General features: G+C 39.5%; 24 protein-coding genes. 7 read left to right on the top strand and 17 right to left on the bottom strand.

All coding sequences use genetic code 11. The features are described 5' to 3' along the window. Positions 1-656: 656 nt before the first annotated feature. The gene (locus tag NXS00_RS25895; protein WP_258102203.1) at positions 657-947 is read left to right on the top strand and encodes a DUF6943 family protein; all 291 of its coding nucleotides are present in this window, start codon (positions 657-659) and stop codon (positions 945-947) included. A 188-nt stretch (positions 948-1,135) separates the two neighbouring features. On the opposite strand, the gene NXS00_RS25890 is transcribed toward NXS00_RS25895, so the two are convergent. The 9 genes from NXS00_RS25890 to NXS00_RS25850 all read right to left on the bottom strand — a co-directional run bounded on the left by NXS00_RS25890 (position 1,136) and on the right by NXS00_RS25850 (position 6,047). Then, positions 1,136-1,408 carry a hypothetical protein gene (locus NXS00_RS25890; RefSeq protein WP_258100596.1) on the bottom strand — a complete coding sequence of 91 codons (273 nt, stop codon included), beginning with the start codon at positions 1,406-1,408 and terminating at the stop codon, positions 1,136-1,138. An 11-nt stretch (positions 1,409-1,419) separates the two neighbouring features. Continuing rightward, positions 1,420-1,692: a hypothetical protein gene (locus NXS00_RS25885; RefSeq protein WP_258100595.1), complete on the bottom strand. Its 273-nt coding sequence runs from the start codon at positions 1,690-1,692 to the stop codon at positions 1,420-1,422. A 2-nt stretch (positions 1,693-1,694) separates the two neighbouring features. Next, positions 1,695-1,940 carry a hypothetical protein gene (locus NXS00_RS25880; RefSeq protein ID WP_258100594.1) on the bottom strand — a complete coding sequence of 82 codons (246 nt, stop codon included), beginning with the start codon at positions 1,938-1,940 and terminating at the stop codon, positions 1,695-1,697. Then, positions 1,927-2,334, bottom strand: a complete 408-nt coding sequence (locus tag NXS00_RS25875; RefSeq protein WP_258102202.1) for a DUF5675 family protein — start codon at positions 2,332-2,334, stop codon at positions 1,927-1,929. Before NXS00_RS25875 ends, NXS00_RS25880 begins: the two co-directional genes overlap by 14 nt. A 7-nt stretch (positions 2,335-2,341) precedes the next feature. Beyond that, complete coding sequence (locus NXS00_RS25870; protein WP_258102201.1) at positions 2,342-3,112, bottom strand: hypothetical protein; 771 nt, start codon at positions 3,110-3,112, stop codon at positions 2,342-2,344. 446 nt (positions 3,113-3,558) lie between these two features. Further along, complete coding sequence (locus tag NXS00_RS25865; RefSeq protein WP_258102200.1) at positions 3,559-4,812, bottom strand: VapE domain-containing protein; 1,254 nt, start codon at positions 4,810-4,812, stop codon at positions 3,559-3,561. Then, the gene (locus NXS00_RS25860; protein WP_258102199.1) at positions 4,805-5,308 is read right to left on the bottom strand and encodes a hypothetical protein; all 504 of its coding nucleotides are present in this window, start codon (positions 5,306-5,308) and stop codon (positions 4,805-4,807) included. Before NXS00_RS25860 ends, NXS00_RS25865 begins: the two co-directional genes overlap by 8 nt. After that, a complete protein-coding gene (locus NXS00_RS25855) occupies positions 5,305-5,502 on the bottom strand; it encodes a hypothetical protein (protein ID WP_258102198.1) in 198 nt (65 codons plus the stop codon). Before NXS00_RS25855 ends, NXS00_RS25860 begins: the two co-directional genes overlap by 4 nt. 230 nt (positions 5,503-5,732) lie before the next feature. Further along, the gene (locus tag NXS00_RS25850; protein WP_258102197.1) at positions 5,733-6,047 is read right to left on the bottom strand and encodes a helix-turn-helix domain-containing protein; all 315 of its coding nucleotides are present in this window, start codon (positions 6,045-6,047) and stop codon (positions 5,733-5,735) included. 332 nt (positions 6,048-6,379) lie between these two features. On the opposite strand from NXS00_RS25850, the gene NXS00_RS25845 reads away from it, so the two are divergent. Beyond that, entirely contained in the window at positions 6,380-6,913 is a 534-nt protein-coding gene (locus NXS00_RS25845) for a DUF6933 domain-containing protein (protein ID WP_258102196.1), read from the top strand. Here NXS00_RS25845 and NXS00_RS25840 read toward each other — a convergent pair. After that, a complete protein-coding gene (locus tag NXS00_RS25840; RefSeq protein ID WP_258102195.1) occupies positions 6,910-8,643 on the bottom strand; it encodes a M14 family zinc carboxypeptidase in 1,734 nt (577 codons plus the stop codon). The two genes, NXS00_RS25845 and NXS00_RS25840, sit on opposite strands and share 4 nt — an antisense overlap. Positions 8,644-8,839: 196 nt before the next feature. Here NXS00_RS25840 and NXS00_RS25835 point away from each other — a divergent pair, with 196 nt between their 5' ends. Continuing rightward, a complete protein-coding gene (locus tag NXS00_RS25835; RefSeq protein ID WP_258102194.1) occupies positions 8,840-10,039 on the top strand; it encodes an FG-GAP repeat domain-containing protein in 1,200 nt (399 codons plus the stop codon). A gap of 5 nt (positions 10,040-10,044) precedes the next feature. Here NXS00_RS25835 and NXS00_RS25830 read toward each other — a convergent pair whose 3' ends face one another. Genes NXS00_RS25830 through NXS00_RS25820 form a run of 3 tightly spaced genes read right to left on the bottom strand, consistent with a single transcriptional unit; the run spans position 10,045 to position 13,521 of the window. After that, positions 10,045-11,487, bottom strand: a complete 1,443-nt coding sequence (locus NXS00_RS25830; protein ID WP_258102193.1) for a hypothetical protein — start codon at positions 11,485-11,487, stop codon at positions 10,045-10,047. Then, positions 11,478-12,086 (bottom strand): M15 family metallopeptidase, encoded by a 609-nt coding sequence (locus NXS00_RS25825; protein ID WP_258102192.1) that lies wholly within the window; start codon positions 12,084-12,086, stop codon positions 11,478-11,480. Before NXS00_RS25825 ends, NXS00_RS25830 begins: the two co-directional genes overlap by 10 nt. Before the next feature lies 1 nt (position 12,087). Then, the gene (locus tag NXS00_RS25820; RefSeq protein WP_258102191.1) at positions 12,088-13,521 is read right to left on the bottom strand and encodes a discoidin domain-containing protein; all 1,434 of its coding nucleotides are present in this window, start codon (positions 13,519-13,521) and stop codon (positions 12,088-12,090) included. A gap of 104 nt (positions 13,522-13,625) precedes the next feature. Between NXS00_RS25820 and NXS00_RS25815 the strand changes: the two genes are divergently transcribed. Beyond that, positions 13,626-14,456, top strand: a complete 831-nt coding sequence (locus NXS00_RS25815) for a VanW family protein (protein WP_258102190.1) — start codon at positions 13,626-13,628, stop codon at positions 14,454-14,456. Positions 14,457-14,618: 162 nt separating this feature from the next. Here the strand turns inward: NXS00_RS25815 and NXS00_RS25810 are convergent, their stop codons facing one another. The 3 genes from NXS00_RS25810 to NXS00_RS25800 all read right to left on the bottom strand — a co-directional run bounded on the left by NXS00_RS25810 (position 14,619) and on the right by NXS00_RS25800 (position 21,599). Next, entirely contained in the window at positions 14,619-14,792 is a 174-nt protein-coding gene (locus tag NXS00_RS25810; protein WP_258102189.1) for a PID-CTERM protein-sorting domain-containing protein, read from the bottom strand. A 31-nt stretch (positions 14,793-14,823) separates the two neighbouring features. Continuing rightward, positions 14,824-18,522 (bottom strand): choice-of-anchor tandem repeat GloVer-containing protein, encoded by a 3,699-nt coding sequence (locus NXS00_RS25805; protein WP_258102188.1) that lies wholly within the window; start codon positions 18,520-18,522, stop codon positions 14,824-14,826. 158 nt (positions 18,523-18,680) lie between these two features. Continuing rightward, positions 18,681-21,599: a tetratricopeptide repeat protein gene (locus tag NXS00_RS25800; protein ID WP_258102187.1), complete on the bottom strand. Its 2,919-nt coding sequence runs from the start codon at positions 21,597-21,599 to the stop codon at positions 18,681-18,683. Between the two features lie 353 nt (positions 21,600-21,952). Here NXS00_RS25800 and NXS00_RS25795 point away from each other — a divergent pair, with 353 nt between their 5' ends. Beyond that, the gene (locus tag NXS00_RS25795) at positions 21,953-22,561 is read left to right on the top strand and encodes a hypothetical protein (protein WP_258102186.1); all 609 of its coding nucleotides are present in this window, start codon (positions 21,953-21,955) and stop codon (positions 22,559-22,561) included. Between the two features lie 4 nt (positions 22,562-22,565). After that, positions 22,566-22,772, top strand: coding sequence for a hypothetical protein (locus NXS00_RS25790; protein ID WP_258102185.1), 207 nt, complete (start codon positions 22,566-22,568; stop codon positions 22,770-22,772). 122 nt (positions 22,773-22,894) lie between these two features. Here the strand turns inward: NXS00_RS25790 and NXS00_RS25785 are convergent, their stop codons facing one another. Beyond that, a complete protein-coding gene (locus NXS00_RS25785; protein ID WP_258102184.1) occupies positions 22,895-23,338 on the bottom strand; it encodes a PepSY-like domain-containing protein in 444 nt (147 codons plus the stop codon). A 591-nt stretch (positions 23,339-23,929) separates the two neighbouring features. Here NXS00_RS25785 and NXS00_RS25780 point away from each other — a divergent pair. Then, positions 23,930-24,427: a DinB family protein gene (locus NXS00_RS25780; RefSeq protein ID WP_258102183.1), complete on the top strand. Its 498-nt coding sequence runs from the start codon at positions 23,930-23,932 to the stop codon at positions 24,425-24,427. Positions 24,428-24,454 lie beyond the last annotated feature (27 nt).

Raw genomic sequence — 24,454 nt, 5'->3', positions numbered from 1 at the left:
CACCCTCTGCTTTGCTTTCAGCCTGGTCATCACGGCAGTTCTCTCTGTTCTACCAGCACCCTCATTTTGTTTCGCTGCGGGCTCTCGACTTCTCTCCATTGCGGTAGCTGGCAGCCCAGCCACTGCCCATAGTTTGTGCGGGCCTGCGGCCACCACCAGTACCGTACAGCCGCACTAGCTCGACGCTCAAACCAAAGCTGTACGCACTCCCAGCCATTTTCCGCCAACTGGCGGATCATTATCTTCTGGCAGGCTGGCGGTGGCGCCCGCTAAGGCCCGCGATGCTTGCGCTGGCTCAAGGCTGTTTTACCTGCGTACCGGCAAAAAAGATTCTATTTCCCATAACCCTCCCTCCCTTATTTTGGTCTTTTGCCGGTCTGTTTCTTTTCAATATCAAAGGGGAGGAGGAATCAAACAGATTCAAAAAAATCATCAAATCTAGCAGGCTTCCACCCCAACCCTGGGAGCCCTGTCAAGGAACTACGGCATAAACACTTCCTCACCACTAAGCTCTCTTTTATTCCGTTCCTCCTTGCCAGGCCTGCTATTGCCTGCTGAGAAAAAAGCTTTCTTTTTTTCTCTTTTTTTTCTTTTGGAATATGAGCGCCGCAGGCGGTGACCAACTGGACTGAGCATAACTTTTAAATGCTCAAACCATGTTCAGATACCGTGTATCCACTTTCTCAGGAAAGGAAAATCCAACAACTCCACATTTTTATGTACTATCGAAAGGCCTGAATGCTGGAAAACCACTTGACAAACCTTGCCCTAATTGTTATCTGGTTTGTACAGAGTTCGAAGAGAATCGCCACTTGTTCTATTGGCTTTGTTTTGCTTTGTGGAAGTCGGGATATTTCAAAAAGCATCTGGTTGGATCAGTCATTCCGTTTCTACGAATTAATGACTTGCGTGTAAGCTTGCAGATTGTAGGTAAGCACTATCCCTGATTGTGCTGCCCAACTCACTTCCGGCATGAAATTACTTCAGGACATGGAAGCCAAAACCAAAGTAATCACAAAACAACTAGAGTTATTCGAACAGCTTAAATTGGCCATCATTAAAAAGACTTTGGAAATTCTGGAGACATAAAAAAAACAGGGCACCATGTGCCCTGTTCAAAACAAAAAAATATGGATCACTTAATCAATACGCTCAAACCCGAATCACTAGTAAGTGAATTGAACTGAGCAGAATCTCCTTTTACCTGAATCACCAGAATCCTGTCGTCAGCTTCCACGCATTGTCTTAGATTCTCCAATACATTGGATGCTTCCTCATCTTCCTCTGTTTTGATCAGGAAAGTGGTATTCATCACTTTTTGAGCGACCGGGTATTGCTCTATTCGGTGGTTTAATTTTTCGTAATTCTTGTTCCCAAACAAGTCATAGCACACTAAAAAATTCTTCATAGATATTATAGTTAAGATTTAAAAATCGATTTACCTGCGGCTTCCTGAAGAGCAAACTCTTCTTCATCCACAGTTACTTGACTCACAGCTGTGAGCACTCCTCCAGCAACGCCTATATAAGTAGCCGCAGTTATCAGCGCTGCGGGAAGTGTTACTGGAGCTGCGAGAACGGCTCCGCTGACAGCAGCAAGGGTCAATCCGACATTTCGGAGTACCCTAAAAAATTTGGGTGTAGGCGCCTTTGCGCGCTCTACCAAATTCAGATCGTTAACTGACTTTGTCATTTTTAATCATTAAAAGTTTGATTTTCCAGCCGATCAACCCGTTTTTCCAGAAAGTTGATCCTTTGATTCAAAAGGTCATTCATGCCTTTAAATTCAGCTCGAATGATCTCTGTCGTATTCTTTACCTGAGTCAGGTCCTGCTCTACCTTCTTAAAATCAGACAAAAGCTGCTTAAGAAAGTAAACCACTACGCCAAGTAGTAGAGACATCACGCCTCCGAAAAGCATCGTCAATTCAATGTTTTCCATCGCTGATAATTTTGAGAAATACATCTTCCCGCAAGTGTTTGGCACTGAATACATGATGATTCAAAACTTCACAGGCTTTTCTGGATGAATCTCCACGACCTGGTCCAGTAAGTAGACTAACTGGAGCTATACAACCTTCCAGTTCTTTCAGCGCATCATTGGCCGGATGAAATAAAATACCATCTCTTCCTGGAACATCCTTTACAATTAAATGAAATCCTCTTTCTTCCGTATGACGCTTAGCAAGTAGGTACTTCCCCTCTGGAATGCAGGATATATTTCGCTGATTATTCCACCAGGGGAGTTCTATGGTGTAGCAAATAATGCAACCATTAAACGTCAATCGGCCATTCGTTCCTTTTGGGAAATACTTACGGGTGAGTACTAGTTCCATAATTAGATTATCCCTCCTCTAAATCTGGCTGATTAATGGCCACAAGGGACAAAGGGTTGAATCCCCCATTTTTCAATGGGTACATTTCACCATTCACCGACTGCACAAACTCAAGTCCCAACACTAGGTAGAGACTTTGTTCATTGTTTGGAGCCACTGCATTGCTCAAGTCAATAGCCTCTTCCAATTGAGAACCAAGTGCAAGGTCATTCGACTTAGTCACTGTCACCTCAAAAGTCTCATCCTCGAAGTTGATAGCCGCCCCAGCTGAGACTATTTTTACATGAGTAGCTCCCTGAGGACCAACAATTGTAGTCCCTGGAACAAACTCAGGAATATTGATGCTCAGTGTGCCTGCAGCTCGATCAATTGCTGGAACATATGGAGTAAATAAGGTAGCACTTAGCTTGCTGTTGATGTTGAAATCAAACCCTCTGAGGAGGCTTTGATTTCCAGCAGTCACAGTCCTCTTACCACGCTCATTAATCGAATCTGACTGTATCACTCGAATCATCTCCTTAGTCAATCGACTCGTCACTTTCTTGTCAGCCGCATTCTGAAGCAACAGCCTGAAGGCTGTTCTCAATACCCTTCCGGCACGACCTGCCTTCCCAAACTCACTGCCATTTTCTCGAGTACGCTGAAAAGCTGGATCATTCTTGATCCTCTCAGCATCCACTCCCCCTTTTTCCCTGGCTAGGTAGCCATCAGAGGTCTTGTAGAAGGAAACATCCCCGATGGTTCCCTCCAGTTTCATTATCCCTTTTTGTCTTGCCATTTATAAAAGCATTTTGATTTCAGGCAAGATGAGGAGGCTCTCTGATCTCACTTCCCACTTCGGGACAGTTCGGTAACACTTAGGCAAAACATAGCTAAAACATGATTGTATGATGCAAAAGACATGCGGCATAGACAAGCCATACCAAAGCCCTGGATAAAGCATACATAGTGCATGGTTTAGCTTTTTCAAGTGGCTACTTACTACGCGACTACAGCAACTACTTCTACTACCATTTAACTACACTTGCTACTACAGTTACTCTTTTGATATTCAATACTTTAAAACAAAATGTAGTAGAGTAGTAAAGGAATAAGCCCAGTCTTCCAAAGACATCCCTGAGCACACACAAAAACACTCGTAACCAGCCACTTACGGAAAATGACTGGCTACGCATAAGAACCCAATAAAAATGAAGTAGAAGTAGTAAATCAGGAAGGCAGCAACTACGCTTCTTCGCTGCGAAGGCCGTGCTGGTATTGTATGTCCGAGCTGTGGAAATGCTCTATAACTGGATGAACATACCGTGGCTGTCCATGGATCCGCTTAGATACCTTATGGTTAAAACCAAGCTTTTCCATGGCCATATTCAGCTTCCTGATAGAAAGCTTCATATTAGAGTAAGCATTGAGTTTGGCCAGTATCTCGGAAGGCATCAGGAAAGTGGCCAGGGGATTATCCGCAGTAGTAGGCTCATACAATCGGATCAGCCACTCCTCTTCAGGAGAGCTCTGCCGGAATAGATTATTCATCACATTCAGAATCCTCATTTCCTCCTGCTGGAACCAGTAGGGAAACCCTTGTTTCAGTAGATACAAGGCTTGCGCCCAAACCTTGGCCATCTCAACCTTATGGTCAAAGTGAATCCCATTTACTTTAAAGACCAGATACCGCCTGTTCTCATTATCAGTCAGGAACTGAGTATTGTTGACACTTCCCATAAAGCTGCAAACTCTGTCCCGCTTCCGGCTGAACCTGTGCCAGGTCTTTCGGTTTGTCACAAATGGGGCCGTGATGATGGCCTTCATACTATTGAAGTCCTTCCCAAAGATCGTCTCCAGCTGGTCATCAATGTTCACAAACCATTTCTCAGCCAGGTAATTGGCAGTGTTGTTATCCGTCAGTGATGGGTTGATATGTGAGCAGACAAGAAAATCCTCCAGTCCTGTTGGGCACAACCTATTCAACCAGGTTGTCTTTCCTATACCCTGGCCACCTGCCAGGATCAGACATAGCTGGTTAGTGCCTTGCCCCAGCACAGTCGCCACACTACCCACCAACCACTTTTGCAGGTATGGTTTCCAGAGCTGCTGCAGCTGTACATTCTCGACTGAAGCTTCATCGATTTGCACACTTTCCGCTAGCTTTTGGATATGATCCACCCCATCATGATCAGGCAGGGTTTCAAAGTAGGCTTTCAGAGGATGGTGGTTTTTCACCAGGTGTGAGTTAAGTATTTTGATCAATACAGCATCAGAGATTTTGAAGCCATCCACCTGCAATTCAATCCAGATCGAATTGATCCTTGCTTCATCCAGCACATGGAACCGCTTCTCCTCAACGGGTCGGTATTCTACTTCCAGGGTAAGATCGTTCCTCCGGAACTCATATTTCAGGTCCAGGTAATCCTTCACTTCTAGGATCTGGTGCTTTTTCTTCTTGCCGTTGGGCTTTTTATTGATTTCCTGATGCTCAAGCATAGACGTTCATTTTCATTTCCGCCAGCTCCCTTTCCCATCTTGCTCGGGCATTCTTATTCAAAATACGCCAGAGCTGTTCTCGCTCTCCAGCTTCTAACCCTCTGATCATTTCCATTATTGAGCTCGACAATTGTACTTCTCCTTGCCTGTAATGATATACCGCCTCTTGTAGCAGGAACGATTTTCCCTTTGCCATCCAGGCTGGAAAGTCCATTATACCATGAATGATACAGATCGCCTCCAGGCTCTCTTTGTCATTAAGCAACTGGTGATAATCTAATGACCCCTTTAGTGATAGCTCTATAGCCAGTTGATTATGGGCCTGTAAAGTGGTTATCACCTCATGTTGGTAGTCGATAAGGGCTTTGATGATCTGGTTTTGGATATTCAGGAATCGGTCGCTGACCTTATCCTGATCAGCCAGGTATTGCAGGTTTTCCTGGAGCTTTCTCACGGCTTTTTCAAAGCGTTCGTTCGCTTGATCAAACCTTTTCATTTCACATCCAGGTAAGGTGGATAGCCCAGGCATTCATAGATTTTCATAACCTGCTTTGGTGTGTACAGTAAACCAACTCGTTTGCCAATCTCCTTCTGATGCGGGTCGAGCCATTTCTTCATAATCTTATTACTTACATCGTAAGCATTGGCGAGCTCGGAAAGGCTCATAGGAGTTGCTATAAAATCGTCCATCGTGATAAAGCGTTTTTGGTAAGGTTAAGGAATGACCGGAAGCGTTTCAACCAGCAGGTTTCATCCCGTCACAATCAGTAAGAATCTGTCTATCAGTGGCCTGAAACATAAAGATTCGGTAATATCAGAGCTTCATTGAATAGGTTAGTGTCCATAATCATTCATCTCAATACAAATACCTGCATGCCATTCATGAACTTATGGCGTGTGGTATTCATTTAGCCACAAACTCATTGATTTAACCGAAGTGCGGTTTCTTCCTGAATTTCCTTCTGACTTTTTACTCTACCTTGCTCGATCCAGGCTAGTAACTCAGATTTCTTGAAGTATACTTTCTTACCTCGTTTATAAAATGGGATCTCATTCTTACTCGTTCGGCCATAGAGAGTGGCAACAGCGTCACCGAGAAACCTGGCGGCTTCACGTACATTCAGTAGCCTATCTTCTTCGCCTTCCGGCTCAGAGGCTTTGTGATCTCTCACACTTACCAAGAGCCCTTCTATCCGATCCAGGCGCTCATATAATTCTTGAAAAGGGTTTTCCATTGCAAACATATTTAGCTTCTGTTCGCAATATTTAGAGGTTGATTTTTATGAGTTCTTAGTTTGGGAAGGTGCGGTCAAAAGATCGAAAAAGAAAGCTTAAGAAGTATGAATTCGGATTAAATTAGCTATCAGATAAAAGCATAAAAAATGCCCTCAACTTTAAATATTGTTCCTCTTCATATATTGTCCCGATTTTCACCCAAAAACCACCCCAAACAGGTCAAAAACAAAGAAAACTAACCAAAACTAGAGCAATCTGTGTACCCCCTTTGTACCTTACAACATCTAACTCACTGATAATCAACTAAAAGAACTTTCTGTATCGGGAAGTAATGGCTATTCACCTCTATCAATCAAAAAAAGCACATAGGTACATTGGGGAGTCTGTATATATGGATGAACCCTGGGATCAATCTCAAGTTGACCCATTGACTGTTTGGTATGTTGATGTATTCTTTATAAAAAGAGAACGTTATCTAGTTTTTGCTAATCCTCTGACCAAACTATCTTGCTTCATTTTTAGGTATTCGAAAAAAAGCCACCCTGATTTTTTTGAATCATTTAAACAGTCGTTAACTATCACGCTTTTGGCGGCTGACGTAAATCCGCAGGTCTATCTTCAGGGATTTGATGTGCTTGTACCATTCACATCTACCAACAAATCAGCCTCCTCTCACATATCCCGATTGAAACAAGAATATCAATGGATGCTGGAAGATGTAAACCACTCGATTAGCCCTCCTGATGATGAACGTCATTACAATCAAATCATAGCACGGGACATTTGCAGCTATGGAGGAAAAGACTATGACTATCCAAGCAAACGATTTTATCATGAACTTTTGCTTAGAAGGTGGACATCTTAATCCATCACTCTAAACACCGGATAGCGCAAGTACTCTGGTTCACGGTGCTTGGATCGCTGGTAGATAAACTCAAGTTGCATGTAGGCACTCTTTGCTAGATCAGGATCATTTTGTTTAGCAGCTTCTAATTCGGACTTTATCTCAGGATTCTCCTCCAACAATTCCACAGCATAGTCTTCAAAAACATAAGACGAGAAGTGCTCCTTTTGTTGAAGAATGGCATCAAAGAAATTCCAGGCAAAGAATGAATCTGGAGCTTCTGGTTCCAATGTCTCCACGATGTAGCGATTACGCCATTGATTGACAGGAACTAATACATCACCATCTCTGAAATTCAACGTTTGACTAGTGGTTGAAACTTTGACTTTACTGTGCATGTAGTGTCCTTCATAAGGAGAACGGCTCGTTTGATAATCATCGATGTAATAAGACTCTACTGCTATCGTGGTGTCTTGCCTTAAACGAACCGTTTCAACCTGATTTAGCTCTAACAACTCAATCACATCAGTCCACTGCTGAGGAATAAGGTAATACTTCGGAGCCTTTATGGTTTTATTTGCGACATATTGATTCTTGTATTTTACCTCTTTTGTAAATGGCTGATTGTGATCATATTTCAATCGTTTCAGTCCAGAAATATCACTTTCTATATAAGTAGGTTCGTATCCTTTGAACATCAATGGAGTATACAGAGAGGTATCCACTGCCCATGAAACCTCAAATTCCTTTTGCTTAGCAGCTTCAAGTTTGGTTTCATCTCTTAGATCTATGAGTTCGACAGAGTGTCCCTCCAGAAACTCCAACATGATTTGCATTAATCCATAAGTCGATTCGACACGTTGCTGATAGGTTTTCAACATATGCGTTTCACTCATCAATCCAACTGAATGGAAGAGCGCTGCATAGCCTGTTGAGTATCTCGGCCAATCGATAAATTCCGTCCAGCCTTTGTCCGGTGTATGGCCCCAGGCATTGACATACGGAACAGGTGAAAAACCTTTCTTTTCCATATTTTCAAACGCGTAAGGCATGAAAACATCGTTCATGTACTCACCAAGCTTACCACCTAGCTTATCTTTTTGTGTTCCCAGAAGCATCATGATGTGCTGATAATCTGCTCCATTACTGACATGTGTATCTAAAAACAAATCAGGATCATAGGCCTGAAAGAGCTCTTGAAACGAACGAGAATTGCGGGTATCAGATTTGATAAAGTCCCTGTTAAGATCATAATGACGTGCATTTCCTCTGAATCCATACTCCACCGGACCATTTTGATTGACTCGAGTGGTCCCATTTCTATTCAGTGCTCCTCCAACGTTGTAAAATGGAATGATGGCAATAATCACCTCATCCAACACCTTCTTGTTCTTCTTTTTATTCTTCAGCAGATCTCGAGCAAACATCTGACTAGCACTTACACCATCAGATTCACCAGGATGTATTGCGTTGTTAATTAACCAAACAGCTTTTCCAGACTTTTCAATTGCTTCTGGAGTTTTCTCTCCTCCTGTACTGATCAGCATCACATTTAGTGGAATACCAATATCAGTTTGTCCATGAGTGACAATACTTACCTCATCATACTGCTCATCCAAGGCACGATAGAATGTCATAGCTTCTTCATAGGTAGCCGTTTCTTTATATCCAGATTGCTCATATCGAGTTAACAATTGAGCATTGAGTGAAACCACAGTACTGATAAGTAGAAAAGAAAAAACTAATTTCATGTAAGCTAATTTTCGCCAATGATAACCATCGAAGTGTTCAGTATCAAGACAATTGTTTTAAATGGTAATAATTCGGTTCGGCTAAGGGATTAAGAAACTTATACACAGAAAACATGATAGATTAAACCATCCATGTAATATCAAATCGGATTAGCCATATTGTGCATTAGGTTCGTGGTTTTAGGAATTAAAAGCAATGACAAAAGCAGCATCTTCTACCCTATTCGTTTTGATCATTTTGAATGCATTAGCAGCGTGTTCTCAATCTAAGAAACAAGTGACTCTTCACTACCGTGATGTAACCGAAACGAATCTTCCTTTTGAAGATCTACAGCAACTTTCGATGGATGCAGGAATTGCTGATTTGGATGATGATGGAGATCTGGACATTCTCATTGCTAATGAACACAGACCCAATATCCTATTGATCAACGATGGCAAAGGGAAATTCACCAATGAAAGCCATCTGATCCCTCAGGTAAAACATGATAGCGAAGACATTGGCATCGCAGATTTTGACCTGGATGGTGACCTGGATATCGTTGTAGTCAGTGAAGATGATGAAATCAATGAATTGTATTTCAACAATGGCGATGGCACCTTTTCGGATGAAGGAAGCAGAATACCCGTTACAGGCACGTCGAACTCAGTTGTGGTGTATGATATCAACGAAGATGGAGCGCCAGATATTTTAATTGGGAACAATGGACAAAATGTAGTGCTAATAAATGATGGTAAAGGATACTTTCAAGATGAGACTACTGAGCGCTTCGGAACATTTATTGACGTTACCCAAGACCTGACTTTAGCTGATGTAGATGATGATGACGATCAGGACTTACTGATTGGAAATGAGGATGCTAATCGCTTATTGATCAATACAGGAAAAGGCTTTTTTGAAGACCAATCTACTAAAAGACTCCCATACCGTGAGAATTTAGAAGAAACCCGAGAAGTAGATGTCGCCGATATTGATAGCGATGGAGATTTGGACATCCTTTACGGAAACGTCCAGGCTTTCGTTGATGGAGCCGTTCGTCAAAACAGGTTGCTACTTAATGATGGCAAGGGTTATTTCTCAGACATCACTGAAACGCACCTTCCTAAAGATGACAATCGTTGTTTTAGCGTAGCCTTTTTGGATATTGACAATGATGAAGATGCGGATATCATTACAGGCAATACCAACGGACCCAAATTTGATGGGATGACACCTTTTAGTGTTTACCTCAATGATGGAAAGGGCATGTTTACAGATGCAACAAACATACTTCCAGAGAATATAAAAGGACGTGGCTTTGATATTGATTTTGTTGATTTGAATAGGGATGGTATCAAAGACCTTTATTTGAGTAATCGTGGCTCACAGGATTTCTTACTTTTTGGGGAGAAATAGCCTTCCTATTTCTTCAATAGATACGCAGGTCTGATTTCATGAGGATTTCTCCAAGTCATCAAATGTTCCAAAAACTCTGAATCTTCCTGCTGAATTTGACTCATTGCTCTTTGCCATACTTCTTCACTAGCAAGAATATAAGATGGACTCAATTCATACACTAGACCAGATGAGTCATCAATTTCGGCAAAATAAGCGAGTTCTTTCGCAGATATGCCATAGCCAACTCGCCACAGTGCTTCCACAGGAATGTCATACTCTGGCACCCAAGGTATAGCGTCTTTTCCCGTCTTAAACGTGTAATACTCGGCTAGTGCTTTATGCATGATGATTAATTCAGGTGATAAGTCTAGTCTCTCTACTTTTTTTGTAAGATAATCATAGGTTGCATATGGAGGATCTAATTTATCATAAGGGTAATTTATGGAAGAGTATATCCCTCCAGATGTCAAGAACGAACAGAGTATGACAAGTGACTTTTTTTCTATCTTCAAAGGAAAACAGGCTATCAGAATTGGACATAAGATTAAAAAAACCATCAATAATCGGTAAGACAACCCTAAAACCGACCATTCCAATAATGGAAAGGTCAGCCCCAATAAAAGCAACAATAAAACATACCAGATTAAAGAAACGCTCTTAGAATAAATAACTTTGATTATTGCTAGACTAAATAGCACATAAATAGAAATAATCTCGATCTTCCACTCCAAGGTAATGGACTCTTGAATGGACTCAATAAACTTTATACCTGCAAGATTAGGAGACCCAAACCTTGAACTGATCAGCGGTATTTCTACTATTAATTGAGGAAATACAACGAAGGTAACAATAAGAACGAGTACTGTAATAAGGACATATTTCCACAAAACACCTTTTATATGATCTTTCAGAGCAATTATCGGAGTAAATACTATTGACAAGCCTGCAGTCATTTTATGAACAAACAGGTTCATGACACCAATGACCAAAACTCTAAACCATCTACTTCTAACAGCATACTCTACCAAGAGCAAGAAAAAAACAACACCCATCAAATTCTTAGCAAACTGGGCACCAAAATAGGTCAGCTGAGGACTAAAGAGTGTATATGCACCAATCAGATAGTAAAAATTAGATTCCGGTGCAAGAGATTTCGCCGTACGGAATAATTGTAAAGAAAAGCCCCCTACCAAAATTGAAGATGCCATTTTATAAGTGAGCTCATAATTGCCGTTCAAAAACTGAACCGCCAGTAGTAAAGGGTAAAACAGTGAAACTCTACTTGAGTGCATGGAACCTTCCTCTATATAGGATTTGATTTGTACTATATAGAAATAAGCATCCCAGCCATTAGCATAAGAAGATTGATTATAGGTCCAAAACCTAAAACTGAATGACAACAGGAATAAAAGTAACGGAAACCAAAAGTAATCTCCCCCCTTTTTCATTCCATCAACTAATCGCATTTAACCGGAAAGTTCGAAACCTCATATTGTTTGGAAGGTCCAAAATTGTAATGCCACCATTCACTTCGAATTGGATTGAAACCAAACTTAATCATTCCCTCTTTAAGGAGTTTTCTGTTAGCCAGCACTTCATCAGGGAGATCCTGATAAGCATGATGTGCCTCCTCACCAAAATGATCAAACTCAGTACCCATATTTAATGAGTTCCCTTCTACGTCAATTAGGGTGATATCGACCGCTCCTCCCCGATTGTGAATGGAGCCATATTGTGGATTTGCGACATAAGTCGAGTTAGGCAATACCTTCCACATTTTTTTTTGTACATCCAAAGGTCTATAGCAGTCAAAAAACTGGATTGTATATCCTTTGGATTTGAAATACTCATTCGCTTTCATCAGACTATCAGCCACAATCTTCCTGATAACACAATCGGCACAATCATAGACAGCTTCTTTTAGAAAATTATTATCCGTTGCATATCTCATATCATATGCAAATGACTTGTCCAGCTCCTTCAATTTGACAAAGTCTTGAACATTCTGACCAAAGGAAGTAAACGTGATAATAATAGATACTCCGATACTAATTAATACTTTCATGTCATTTACTCTTCAAAATGATTTCTTCTACAAACCGTTCTCCTACTATTTTATCTTTGGTTATTGTTAGGTTATCCTGAAAGATTCGAACGTTACTAGAAGTTACATCCCCTTGATAAAGTTCTGCTGAAGTAGTCGGACTGAAAATTTTCCCAAAGATCCGAATTTTGACATAATCACTTCCCTGACCCTTAATTTCCCAGTTTCCATCTGCAATGACTTCTTTACTGTCTGTATCATAATTCTCATATTCCTCCGCTTCAATATACTCTTCAACAGAAGTTGACTCACGTTCATACATCACAAACGTATTGTTAGATCGAAGAATCAAACTCGTGGTTTTAAAATAATATTCAGCGAAGTATTTACCGCCTTCGTTTTCTTCACTACTCGATCGTAACTGAACGTCAATATTTCGATCAATAATAGTATTGAGTAAAGCATTAGCGTTAGTTTTTGTCTTCTTAATTCTTTCTTCCTCGATAGGCGTATTGATCACTATAGGTTCACTATTATGATAAAATTTGATTTCACTTAAAACCAGATCCTGATACTTTGACCCAGGATAAACATCTTTAACTCTTAAAATAAACTTAGTACCTGTAATAGACGTGCTTAAAGGAACTAGTTGTGACGAATTGTGATCTTTCAGACTATAAAAGCCAGACACATCGGATGTCCCAAAAGTAAATTCCTTCAACCGGGCATTTCCTTCATAATGCGAAGGAGATCTTTGGTACCCATTCCATATTTTAATTGCTGAAATCGTAACAGGCTCTTTAGTACTAAAGGTTATATACTCACCAACTCCATTTCCTGACACACCTTCAGCCCATCCAAAGTCTTTTCGCGAATCCATCAAGTTCGATGGACCATATGCTAAATCCGGAGATAAACTTGATGAAGCTTCAATCAATCCTTCCACAAAAGATGGTGGTCTTATATCTAGTGGTCTATTCCCTTCACCATAGATCATAACTTCTCGGATTCCAACCGATTTATCCTTCGAAAATATTGAACGGGTATATTCCTTCTCTCCAATAGTTGAATTGATACGCTCGGTAGACTTTGTACCAGAGATTTTTATATAGAGTGAACTAAGACTACATTCAATATTTTCACCATCCCAGAAAGACCTTCCATCACCATATACTTCAAAATAGGTAAGCTCTGCTAACCCATCACCTGATGCTTTGTCTATTTCAATTCGGTTGATAAATGTGGGTTCAGAAAAATAGATCATTATTCCCTCCATAGGGCCTGACCCCTTTGCAGTCTTCCAGAAAGTATTCTGGTCTTTATCAAACAAATTCTCAACAGTGTATGATTCAAAAGGCAAAGAAGTGGATGTAGCATATAATCCTTCCAGTTGTACTACTTGACCTATCACCCCTAAACTAGGAAGGCATAAACAAAAAAATATTAGTCTTTTCATAATGGGTAAAGTCTTAAAAATAGAAAATGCTTACAAGTTATCGGCATTACAATGACTAGATTTAAACTCCTTCATCAAATATAAATGAATACACCACTTAGGTCATGATTGATGCTCAGAAAGTTAACAAACCGGTCATTCGAGGAAAATGGAGAAAATATTTTGGAAAGCGTTATTTCATTTTAAAACGTAGGGCTCAATGGTTAAAAACTGCTTCACAATATGCGTCTCACAGACATGACTCTTTACTTAACCATGTGATTATTGCTCACAGCTCCATATTACTTCGTCCCTTAAAAGATGTTGATATGCAGTATCAACATAACAAAATCACAAACCTTAAATTGGCTATTACTCCTATCGATAAGCTAATTATTAAACCAGGCCAAACTTTTTCATTATGGTATCTAGTAGGTAAACCATCAAAGAAACGAGGTTTTCTAAAAGGGCTTGTACTTCAAAGTGGCACCATAGGCTACGATTATGGAGGTGGTTTATGCCAATTAGGCAACTTAATATATTGGATGCTATTGCATTCGCCATTAACCGTCACAGAGCGCTGGCGCCATGGTTATGATGTGTTTCCCGATGTGAACAGGAAACTGCCCTTTGGTAGTGGCGCCACTCTTTCATACAATTATGTAGATCTTCAGTTTAAAAATACTACTGACAAAACATACCAACTTCATTTATACTTAACTGGAGAACGGCTACACGGTGAGATTAGATCTGAAAACCCTAGTATTCTCCGTTACGAGGTGTATGAAGACTATCACCAAATAAAACATCAGTTTTGGGGAGGATATACCCGTCATAATCGATTAAAAAGAAAAACTTTCACTCTATCAAATCAACTTCTGACTGATGAAGTGATCACTGAAAACCATGCAATTATGATGTATGAACCAATGATCTCTGAGTCAAATATCAAGTAAGAGTAACCCTCTAGACTAAAAATTGATTACTAGTGGTTTATCCACTTGTTTATTCCTACATCCTATCCACGCTTAGAAAAAGAAAAGGGCACCAGTTTATAAAGAGCCCTAGAAAAGTTAAACCGGTAGCCCTTTTCATTACAACGATTCACAACACAAAAATCATCGTTTGCCCTTTCGGAGTTTTCTGTAAGCGTACAATCCGCCTGCACCAAGAAGGATTCCAAGACCCCCATCTATTGGAGTAGCTGGTGGGGCCCCTTGTGCAAAAACCGGTGTAAAAAATAGAATGAACACCACTACCATGACTGTTTGAGTGAAGAGTTGTTTCTTCATAATAAAGATTGTTTTGAAAAGTTTTTTTTAACTATTGAAGAGATACCTTTTTCACAAAGTCTCCATATATGAGTAGGTATATTCCATCCGCAACGGCCGAGAGATCCAAAATATCATTGGATACATTAGGGTATTCTTTTATTGGATGTCCGGTTAAATCCACAATTTTCAATGTTTGAGTTTCAGTACTATTAGACACTCTAACTTGCTTATCGTAAACGATTACTTCCAGTGACTTATCCAAGGCCTCTGTGAGTGTATTATCTGAAATAATAAGCTCAAACCTGTCTGGATGTGCCCCTTTTTTGGACTCGAAAACATATGGCTTATGCTCGGAAAAACTCACAACTTCGCCTGTAATATGATCTTTCAAATAATAGTGATCTCTTTTACTATCTTCGGAAATAGATAGCACATAAGTATCCAAATCTGCAGTATTGTAACCTACAGAAACTGATTGATACCTTGGATTAGCTGTATGAATTGCCAGTTTTTTACCATACTTCGGCATGTAAATTAAATTAGGTGCTGTTTCCTGAAAGACTGGGGCATCATATCCCTTGGTCATTTCATCACCGCTAATGTCTGGATTCCAGGCAAGAATCGCTTGGCTCAATTGTGTTCCATTTCTGGATGACAGGTTCAATCGTATAAGTGGCAGAGCATCCTGATCCATTCTATAAAAATGGTCATCTACATTCTCCCCAACCACTCGCATATCCTCTGTAAAGGTGATATCTCCTGCTGAACCATCTAATTTCACGAAAAAACCCTGTGTGGATGAAACATGGCCGTTCCATCGATATTCATTATTCTCTCCATTTAAGTCAGTAGCTCCGACTCTGTTTGCCACTACATAATCACTGTTAGACCCTCTACCTTCATCAGATCCGTTATCATCCCATATATAAATGGCCCCAGTAGTATTCGCATTTGCATCAAGGAACAAATTAATATCTATTGCTGCAGCATATGGATTACTGACAAGGTGCCAACCATCATTTACATAACCCGCCGCGTAAGTGATGGTTCCATCATTGGGAATTCCAGAAAAGGAAAGGTTTTCCTGAAAAGCTTGAGTGTAACCTCTGCCTGGCTGTAGCACCTCTGATGCTGCATTAACCCACCTATTCAGTGCCTGCTCTTCTTCAGCGAGAGACTCATCATATGTATAGACATGTGTACCTAGTAGGCTACCGGTGATTTCTGAAGACTGCTTTACCGGTGAGCCTACAAAGGAATATCGACCATCGTCAAATCGGGTACTTTTCTTTACTTCAACCGGAGAGCCTCCATGCATATTCCCTTCGTAGGTAATCAAAGAGCCACCAGACTCAACGATCAGCCTACCATTGTTAATCAAATGACCTAGAACTTCCAATGTGAAATCACTTTCCACTGTAAGAGTTGCTCCTGGCTGTATTCGAAGACTGTGAATACTCATACCTTCCTCATGCAGCCTAAAATCACCCTCTATACGAACATTATCATTTATCTGAGGTACATTTCCTTCCAGCCACTCATTGCCATTCCAGACTAGTTCATTTTCGTCGAATCCAGCATCAGCCATGATCAGCCCACCTTCCAACATTGCACCTCCCGTGTGAATATTAAAATCTCTAAGCTTAATGTAGTCAGTGCCTCCATCAGTAATTACAAAGAATACTCCAGAATAATATTCCCCATCCACATAAGTGGTTCCATACAAGTTACCATTAAGCTCTACTAAGCCTCCTGATGGGGCAGCGCCATCTACCGCACTAAACTCATGAATAACCTCCAGATTGCCGGATTCAGTATCAAAAGCAAATATTGATCCTGCGCCAAGTAATCCACCGCGATGAGAAGAGCCCCAAAGCCGGCCTCTGTACACCGTCATCCTTCCATTGGCATCCACACTTTCTTCTGCCATAAAATGATACTCAATTGTCAACTGGCCTGTAACAAGATCAATACTAAAAAGTGTCCCTGAATTAAAATCTCCTCCTAACCTTGTTGTACCATATAACTTCCCTTCATATTCAGTCATCGTACCGTAGGGATACTGACCGTCACTTCCACTAAACTCATGTACAACTGTAAGATCGGTTGGATTATCTGGATCAAGCTTATAGACTACACCAAGATTATACTCACCTCCCACATCTGTGACTCCCCATAAGTAACCTTCTGATTCAGTTAAACCTGAACTAGGCGAATTTCCATCCTCTTGCGTGAGAGAATGCTCAATCGTGAAAATTTCACTATCCATATCAAAAGAGTAGATCGCACCATATTGTCCTGCGCCTATCAGTACTCCCCATATTTCACTACCCACTCTGGTCAACCGGTATAGAGGATTTCCTTCATTGATCACAAAATGATGATGCATTTGGAAATCCTCCCCGGTGGTTGTAAGTGAATAAATGACACCAAACCCATTAGCTCCACCCAACATTACGGTACCCCATAGACGGTCATTATACAAAACAAGCTGGCTGAGTGCTGAATTATCCCCTATATGGTTTCCGAATTCAAAAACAGTCTTATTTATGTTTGTCTCAAGTGTATAAGTAAAAATGGAACCTTGGGCATGCTCACCTCCCTGGTAAGTTGTTCCCCATAAGTCATTCCCAACCAGGGTTAACCCCGACCTGAAATCATCAAGCACATCAAACTCTTCGAGCACACGAAGCGTCTCCAATTCTGGAGTGAATGCGAATAATCCTCCCAAGTCCTCATTAAGGCCGGAGGTTGTCATGCCTACAAACACAGTATCTGCCCATATAAGTTTGTTTACTGGATTGCCTCCAGATGCTTCTGAGAAATCATAAATTTTGGAAAATCCGGCTATTGGATCCACAGTGAAAATTGTGCCTAGATCATGTACTCCTCCCAGCATTGTAGAGCCATAAATAACACCATCTACATTGGTGAGCTCACCTTCTGCATTGCCTCCGCCTATAGGATCAAAGTGGTGAATTATTTCATATTCATCACCATTCTCGCTTATTGAGAAGAGCGTACCCAATCCATTATCACCACCTAACTTTGTGACACCCCAGAGGCGCTCGCCATCATAGGTCAATCCTGGTGCTGGCTGCTCTCCTACCTGGAAATCATGAACCTTCTCAAACCCTGTCCCATCCAGATGGTACCTAAAAATAGTTCCTTTCATGTACTCACCACCAGAAGAAGTCACTCCCCATAGCTGATCACCTAGCTGAATCAAAGAGCCAGGATAACGACCATACTTCAGAGCTTGGAAGTCGGAAAATGCAAAATGTTGCTCATACTTAAATGAAATGAGATCTAAACTAAATATGGAACCAATCTCACTTGCACCACCATTATGAGTGGTTCCCCAGAGTTTCCCATCATAGTACAGTAGTTTACCATCCGAATTAATATCCGCGTAGAAATGGTATACATCATGATAACCTGTACCATCAAGGTTAACAGTAAAAATAGTACCATGACCATAGAACCCATCTTCTGTGGTGATTCCCCACAACTTATCTTGTGCAAATGTGAGGTATCGAGATGTGGGATGAATACCTTCGTCAAATCCTTTGAGAACTCTAGCTTTAGTTCCATCTTCAGAAATACCAAAAACGCCATATGCACCTGCTCCGAAAAACTCTTGCGTTTGTCCAAAGACAGGGTATTTGGACAGTAATAATCCAATAAGTATTAGTATGAATAAAAAAGCCTGACTTTTTAAGCTATTACTGATTGATTTCTTTTTCATGAGATTTAAAATACAGTTTAGTACATCTAAAAGGTCTGGCACATGCCGGACAACTGATATTCAAATCTTCAATGAGAACAATTTAGAAACCTGCCAAAAATTTTACATTTATGCCAACAGATCGTAACAACCTATTTTTCAAGTACTTATAAATTATTTTATGATAAGAATTTCACAAAATTATTTCCAAATCTGCTTTCCATTTGCTTTTTGAAATAGGTAACATTCTTCACACCTATGGCCATGGAAGCTTCCTTCAATGAGGATACCTGTTGTGATGAAAGCATTTCATATGCAAATTTGTATTTCAAATCATTCTGATATTCTAGAGGTGTCATTCCTGTTAACGTCTTTATCATGCGGTACAGGTTTCGATTACTCGTCAGGAGTTCATTAGCAAGTTCTTCTACAGATATCTGACGATCAATATTCTTGATGAGGTAATGATCCAATTTGTCTAATACCGTTTCCCGTAAATCAGATTCAGCATGTACCTGCTGTCCAGTTTGCTGAGCACCATTGAGTAAATTGCGTACTCTAAGAATCATTTCTTCCTTATCAAATGGCTTACTTAAGAAGTCATTCACTCCTTTATTTAGCACTTCTCTTCGCTCTTCAAGCCCTACTCTAGCTGACACAACCAGTATTGGCAATTTGGTAAATCGGGGATCATCGTTCATTGCATCTAGTAAACCAAAACCATCCATAAATGGCATCATCAAATCAGTAACTACTACATCTACCTTTCGCTGCCCCAAAACTTTTAGTGCTTCCTCACCATTAGTCGCTTCTAGAACATTAAAATGTTCCTGAAGAACTTCATGTATATATCCTCTTACATCATCATGATCATCTACTATCAATACTACTTCATTACCCGTCGTAGGGTTGGTGCTAAATTTCTGAACCACATGTTCCTGAGGCTGCAAATTTGCTAGAGAAAACTCCTTAACACTCGATGGAACTACAGCTTCCACATCCTTGTCCAAATTATAAGGAAGAAAGACAGTAAATGTAGTGCCCTTGTGTATTTCGCTCTCTACTGTGACCACTCCGCTATGTAGCTCCACAATCTCTTTCACCAAACTGAGCCCAATGCCTAATCCCTCTCTTTGAAAATATTGATTATCGGCTTGATAGTACCTATTGAAGATTTTATCTAAATGACTCTTTTCTATTCCAATACCTGTATCTGAAACTTTAAGTTCTATTCCATTTTCATTAGCATCTAAAAAAACCGAAACTGTTCCTCCGGTATCGGTAAATTTAAAGGCATTACTCAGCAGGTTATAAATTACTTTGTTGATCTGATTGCTATCAAGATGTATGACCCTATCATCGTCAAATGTTTGCTCAAAAAGTAAATTTATGTTCTTTAAATCGGCATAAGACTGGAATAAATAAACGGTACTTTTTACATAAGACAGAACAGGTTTACATTCAAAATTGAGGTTGATTTTGCCTGACTCAATGACCATAAGCTCTTTCATGTCATCAACCAATACCTGCAAATGTTTATTATATTCTATTAAACTTTCCAGATAGCTTTGAGACTGCACTGAAAGAATATTTGATGAATCCTCTTTTAATTGATTTAATCGTCCGCCAATTAAGGTCAATGGAGTACGTAAATCGTGGGAAATATTGGCGAAAAAGCGAGATTTGTATTGGTCCAACTCTTGTAATTTATTAGCCTGCTCCTCGATTACTCTACGCTGACGCTTACTATGCTGGTAAACCTTATATAAGATGAAAAGAATAACCAATACAAACACAAGCACAACGGCTACAATTACTATGTACAACTGCTGCCTTTCTATTCGTGATTCTGAGACGGTAACTTGCGTTTTTAACAACTCATTCTCATTAATTTTTTGCTGTGTTTCATACTTTATACGTAGATTCTCAACAGCATCGCTAGTTTCTTCATTTTGAAATCGTTCATATTCATCATGAAAAGTCTTATAAAACTCCAGTGCTTTGGCGGTATTACCCTTTGCCTCATATATCTGTGAAAGCATTTTAGAACCAGTTCTGACATTTTCCCATTGTTCATCCGTCTTTGCTATTTGAAATGCAGCCTCAGCTAGTTCCTGTGCTTTATCCAGTTCTCCCAAATTCAAATAATTATCAGACAAATTGATTGAAATTTCAGACTCTTGATCCCTGGAGCCCAACTCACGCATCAGTTCCAATGCTTGTTGATGATAAATTACTGCCTCATCATAATCTCCTTTTTTATTGAACATGGTACCCAGGTTATCCAAAACCACACCTCGGCCATAGTCTTGTTTCATTTCTACCATTATGGACAATGCTGCCTCATACATTAATTGCGAACTATCGAAGGTTTCCTTGTTTTTGAAAATGATTCCCAGGTTGTTGTAATTTGTACCAAGCTGCCACCTTCTATTCTTTCCTAATCGCTTATTTATTTCTATGGCTTTGTTGTAGTGAACAATAGCTTCTTCTGGCTGATCCTGAAGGTCATAGAGGATTCCTAGATTATTGTAGGAGTCTGCAATTCCATATTCATATGAAATTGATTGTGCATATTCCAATGACTTGATCACATATGCGTAGGACTTTTCAAAATCACCAATCTTTCTATAAAGATCTGAAAGCGCATTCCAATGCTCATTGAGATAAATGGTATCAGGGATATTCTCAACAATTGGATATTCTCCTGAAGCAATCTGCGTATTGATTTTTTCCAATTCGGGATCTAGTAAAATAGCCCAATCTGTTGCTTCTACATAATTTCCTCGAATCCAATTGGCCCAAAGCTTATTTGAATAGATTTTATAGTCATATTGGTCCCTATGAGGAATGAATTGTAACAAACTATCTGCCAATTCAGCATATTTATCAATGCTATCGGCTCTTTGACGCTTCGCGTAATAATGAGCCAACTTGAGATAGTTTTTAACACTTATATCATAACTACTACTGGTATCCGCATAATGTCGAATACTATCCAATTGTTCTTTTGATTGAGATTGAGAAAACAGTACAAAACAAAAGAAAAAGGCACAAAAAATGGATCTAAGTATCGATCTGCACGCTACACTTTTCATATCAAGCTGGTTAGTTGGAACAATGAAATTATCAATTCTAACTAAAACATCCTGAGTTCTTTAAAGTCTTTTTTATCAAATATTGTACGGAACGTCTTCTGAGATGAATTTTAGATCCATCAATCTAACTTGCGTATTTAACGTTATGCTTATGGTTCTGAGTCATATTACCCTAAGAAGGATCCATTTTTTCATGAAATAAGATCATTGCACCTTACTTTTTCAAGAAACGAAGGATTCATAAACAAGCTACCTTTAGGCATTCATTCATCGAATTATAAGTATTTGCCCTTATATTTTATCACAATAAATTCTGATACATTAATAGGGGAAAAGCATCTTACTTTATGCAGATGAAATCAACATCTGCTGCTGCACTTATTTTTACATTAATCATTAGTTCATTTCCTGTACATTCTAAGCCTGGAATATCTATGTGTGCAGAAAGTTCGTTAACCGAAAACCTTGAAAAGAAAATTTTAGCCCTTTCTTCAAAAGCACATATTGAATTAATGGCGCTTTCAGAATACAGAAACCTGAAATCATTTTGTCAAGACGACAGCTACCGCGAGACTATTTTCAACCTGCTAGACCAAATTCATTTATACCATGACTTATTGGAATTTGATCTAAATCAAACGCCTTACAAGCATTCTCAAAGGATTATCAAAAAGCTGTTGAAACATATGGATAAGCTGGATCAAAAACATAACCCAACCGCGTTTAATGATTTCTTTAAAGATCAGTGCTCATTTCAAAGCAACATAGAAAAACATGCTGTTCATTACAGCGCAGCATTTTCATCTCATTCATACGGTAGCAGAGTGTACGCTCAAGAGGTGGTTATGTATCGTTACTTAAAGCGGTTAACAACCAGAATAAACAAAATACGAAAGCATGTAGATCATTTTTATGTAAGAAGACAACAATGGGAACAAGTATCCCATCATAAAACGGAATAGGTAAATGAACATAAGACAATTTAAGAACTTGAAATTCAAGACATCTATGGTGGACTACCTCAAGATGATTCTGGAAAAAATTAGTTTTAACAGGAATCTTTTGATCAAAGAGTATCGAAAAGGTATTAAATACCTAACTCCCAATGAACGAATAGAAATGCGGCTCTGGCTACAAGTAAAGGATATTTCGCTGGTCAAAGATAAAAAGTAGATCGCAAGCTTGATTAACGACATCAAAAAACAAAAATTGAAATATTGACTATTTGAAATAGAAAAAGGACAATGCCTGAAACGTGACACTGTCCTTCATAATCAACAACACATTTTGATTATTTATTTATGCTCTTCTTCTTTGGTTAAGGTCCCCAATGAATTTGCTTCTACATCCAATACATGTCCATGAGTCATGATGGCCATTTCAAAAAATTTTCCAGATTGTTTCTCTGCAACAAATACGCTTTCAATCTCATATTGCTGGTAATTGTCATGTAATGCCAACTTCACATTGAGAGGCACTGCTGAAGTGATAATCTTATGATCCGTTTCTAACCATTCGCCTTTTTCGTTAAAAAAAGCTGAATAACCATTATGATATACACTGAATTTCGCCATCCAATCTCCATTAGAAGTCAAGCTCCAGGCCACATTTTCAACCTCTGGGAATTTGGTTTCGAAGGCCGTAATCACTTGTTCAGGTACATTCTCGTAGGCCGAATAACGAGAACATGACTGTATAGTCAGTGCGGAGAATGCGAATAGAAATACTAAGTGTTTCATGTACTATGACTGAATTGGTTGGATGAATATGCTCATGAAAAAGTGAATAATTTTATTTTAGAACTAATTCACTGGGATTCATGCCACCAAATAAGCATCCAATTCAGGAGAAATTCTGGATTTCCTGTTCATTCGTACATTAATTATCAATAGGTCTGTAAATCCCTTATAATTGTCCTTAATATAGGATTCACCCTGGACCTTATTTACAAACTCTCCCTACACCACATCTTTAATTTTTGTCTATCATGTAAAGTGAGGTGCACCAGTGCTTTTCGGTATTCTTTTCTAAATAGACGCTGGTCAAAGCTTACCTTTATAAGAATTAGCTTACTATACTCCAGATATGATATTTTAAGTTTTTTCATTGCTTTGAAGCTCTTTTCAGTCTAAACGATTTTCTTCCCCTCATTTCTTTTAAAAAAACATTAAAGTACCATTAGAATTATATTAATATGCTCTTGACATCCAGCTTATCGGTTTCGCAACTCCAGCCATTTCGATACTATTTTTAGTTGACCAAAAACAGAGTGACATAAGGCTGTCACTCTCCATCAGAATCTTTGTATCAAATCATACAAAATCTCAATTATGGAAACTACAATGACAGCAGAAAACCGAACCAAGACCTTCATTTCACCAGAAGATCTTCTAAACAACTATCTTGGACACCGAGGACTTACTAGAAGAACGATAGAAGCATTTCCCGAAGAACAATTTTTCAGTTATTCTATTGGAGGCATGAGACCGTTTGCAGAAATGGTGATGGAACTTTTAGGTATTGCTGCACCAGGCTTGAAACAAATAGCAACTGGTGAAACACCAGAATTCAAAGAGCACTTTGATCATCAAAACAGCAAAGAATTGATACTTAAACTTTGGGATGAATCCACTGAAGAAATCAAGAAGTACTGGTCGCAGATTCCTGCAAATGGTTGGGATCAACCGATTAGCCTATTTGGTCAATGGGAGTTCCCGGTATACTCTCAGATTTGCTATTTCCTGGACAATGAAATTCATCATCGTGGACAAGCTTATGTCTATTTACGCTCGCTAGGAATTGAGCCACCAGCCTTCTACGAGAGATAATAATCGCACTCAGAACTCCAGAGGTTT

Origin of the sequence: Marinoscillum pacificum (assembly GCF_024714495.1) — a bacterium.
GTDB classification, from domain to species: Bacteria; Bacteroidota; Bacteroidia; order Cytophagales; family Cyclobacteriaceae; genus Marinoscillum; species Marinoscillum pacificum.
This window is presented reverse-complemented; position numbering and strand designations above follow the sequence as displayed.

Excerpts from the sequence above, each read along its gene's own strand:
- NXS00_RS25890 (WP_258100596.1), bottom strand. The coding sequence starts at position 1,408 with ATGAAGAATTTTTTAGTGTGCTATGACTTGTTTGGGAACAAGAATTAC.
- NXS00_RS25880 (WP_258100594.1), bottom strand. The coding sequence starts at position 1,940 with ATGGAAAACATTGAATTGACGATGCTTTTCGGAGGCGTGATGTCTCTA.
- NXS00_RS25790 (WP_258102185.1), top strand. The coding sequence starts at position 22,566 with ATGAACATAAGACAATTTAAGAACTTGAAATTCAAGACATCTATGGTG.
- NXS00_RS25805 (WP_258102188.1), bottom strand. The coding sequence starts at position 18,522 with ATGAAAAAGAAATCAATCAGTAATAGCTTAAAAAGTCAGGCTTTTTTA.
- NXS00_RS25795 (WP_258102186.1), top strand. The coding sequence starts at position 21,953 with ATGAAATCAACATCTGCTGCTGCACTTATTTTTACATTAATCATTAGT.
- NXS00_RS25830 (WP_258102193.1), bottom strand. The coding sequence starts at position 11,487 with ATGCGATTAGTTGATGGAATGAAAAAGGGGGGAGATTACTTTTGGTTT.
- NXS00_RS25860 (WP_258102199.1), bottom strand. The coding sequence starts at position 5,308 with ATGAAAAGGTTTGATCAAGCGAACGAACGCTTTGAAAAAGCCGTGAGA.
- NXS00_RS25885 (WP_258100595.1), bottom strand. The coding sequence starts at position 1,692 with ATGACAAAGTCAGTTAACGATCTGAATTTGGTAGAGCGCGCAAAGGCG.
- NXS00_RS25780 (WP_258102183.1), top strand. The coding sequence starts at position 23,930 with ATGGAAACTACAATGACAGCAGAAAACCGAACCAAGACCTTCATTTCA.
- NXS00_RS25845 (WP_258102196.1), top strand. The coding sequence starts at position 6,380 with ATGGCTATTCACCTCTATCAATCAAAAAAAGCACATAGGTACATTGGG.
- NXS00_RS25820 (WP_258102191.1), bottom strand. The coding sequence starts at position 13,521 with ATGAAAAGACTAATATTTTTTTGTTTATGCCTTCCTAGTTTAGGGGTG.
- NXS00_RS25850 (WP_258102197.1), bottom strand. The coding sequence starts at position 6,047 with ATGGAAAACCCTTTTCAAGAATTATATGAGCGCCTGGATCGGATAGAA.
- NXS00_RS25825 (WP_258102192.1), bottom strand. The coding sequence starts at position 12,086 with ATGAAAGTATTAATTAGTATCGGAGTATCTATTATTATCACGTTTACT.
- NXS00_RS25800 (WP_258102187.1), bottom strand. The coding sequence starts at position 21,599 with ATGAAAAGTGTAGCGTGCAGATCGATACTTAGATCCATTTTTTGTGCC.
- NXS00_RS25875 (WP_258102202.1), bottom strand. The coding sequence starts at position 2,334 with ATGGAACTAGTACTCACCCGTAAGTATTTCCCAAAAGGAACGAATGGC.
- NXS00_RS25785 (WP_258102184.1), bottom strand. The coding sequence starts at position 23,338 with ATGAAACACTTAGTATTTCTATTCGCATTCTCCGCACTGACTATACAG.
- NXS00_RS25870 (WP_258102201.1), bottom strand. The coding sequence starts at position 3,112 with ATGGCAAGACAAAAAGGGATAATGAAACTGGAGGGAACCATCGGGGAT.
- NXS00_RS25815 (WP_258102190.1), top strand. The coding sequence starts at position 13,626 with ATGATTGATGCTCAGAAAGTTAACAAACCGGTCATTCGAGGAAAATGG.
- NXS00_RS25895 (WP_258102203.1), top strand. The coding sequence starts at position 657 with ATGTTCAGATACCGTGTATCCACTTTCTCAGGAAAGGAAAATCCAACA.
- NXS00_RS25855 (WP_258102198.1), bottom strand. The coding sequence starts at position 5,502 with ATGGACGATTTTATAGCAACTCCTATGAGCCTTTCCGAGCTCGCCAAT.
- NXS00_RS25835 (WP_258102194.1), top strand. The coding sequence starts at position 8,840 with ATGACAAAAGCAGCATCTTCTACCCTATTCGTTTTGATCATTTTGAAT.
- NXS00_RS25810 (WP_258102189.1), bottom strand. The coding sequence starts at position 14,792 with ATGAAGAAACAACTCTTCACTCAAACAGTCATGGTAGTGGTGTTCATT.
- NXS00_RS25840 (WP_258102195.1), bottom strand. The coding sequence starts at position 8,643 with ATGAAATTAGTTTTTTCTTTTCTACTTATCAGTACTGTGGTTTCACTC.
- NXS00_RS25865 (WP_258102200.1), bottom strand. The coding sequence starts at position 4,812 with ATGCTTGAGCATCAGGAAATCAATAAAAAGCCCAACGGCAAGAAGAAA.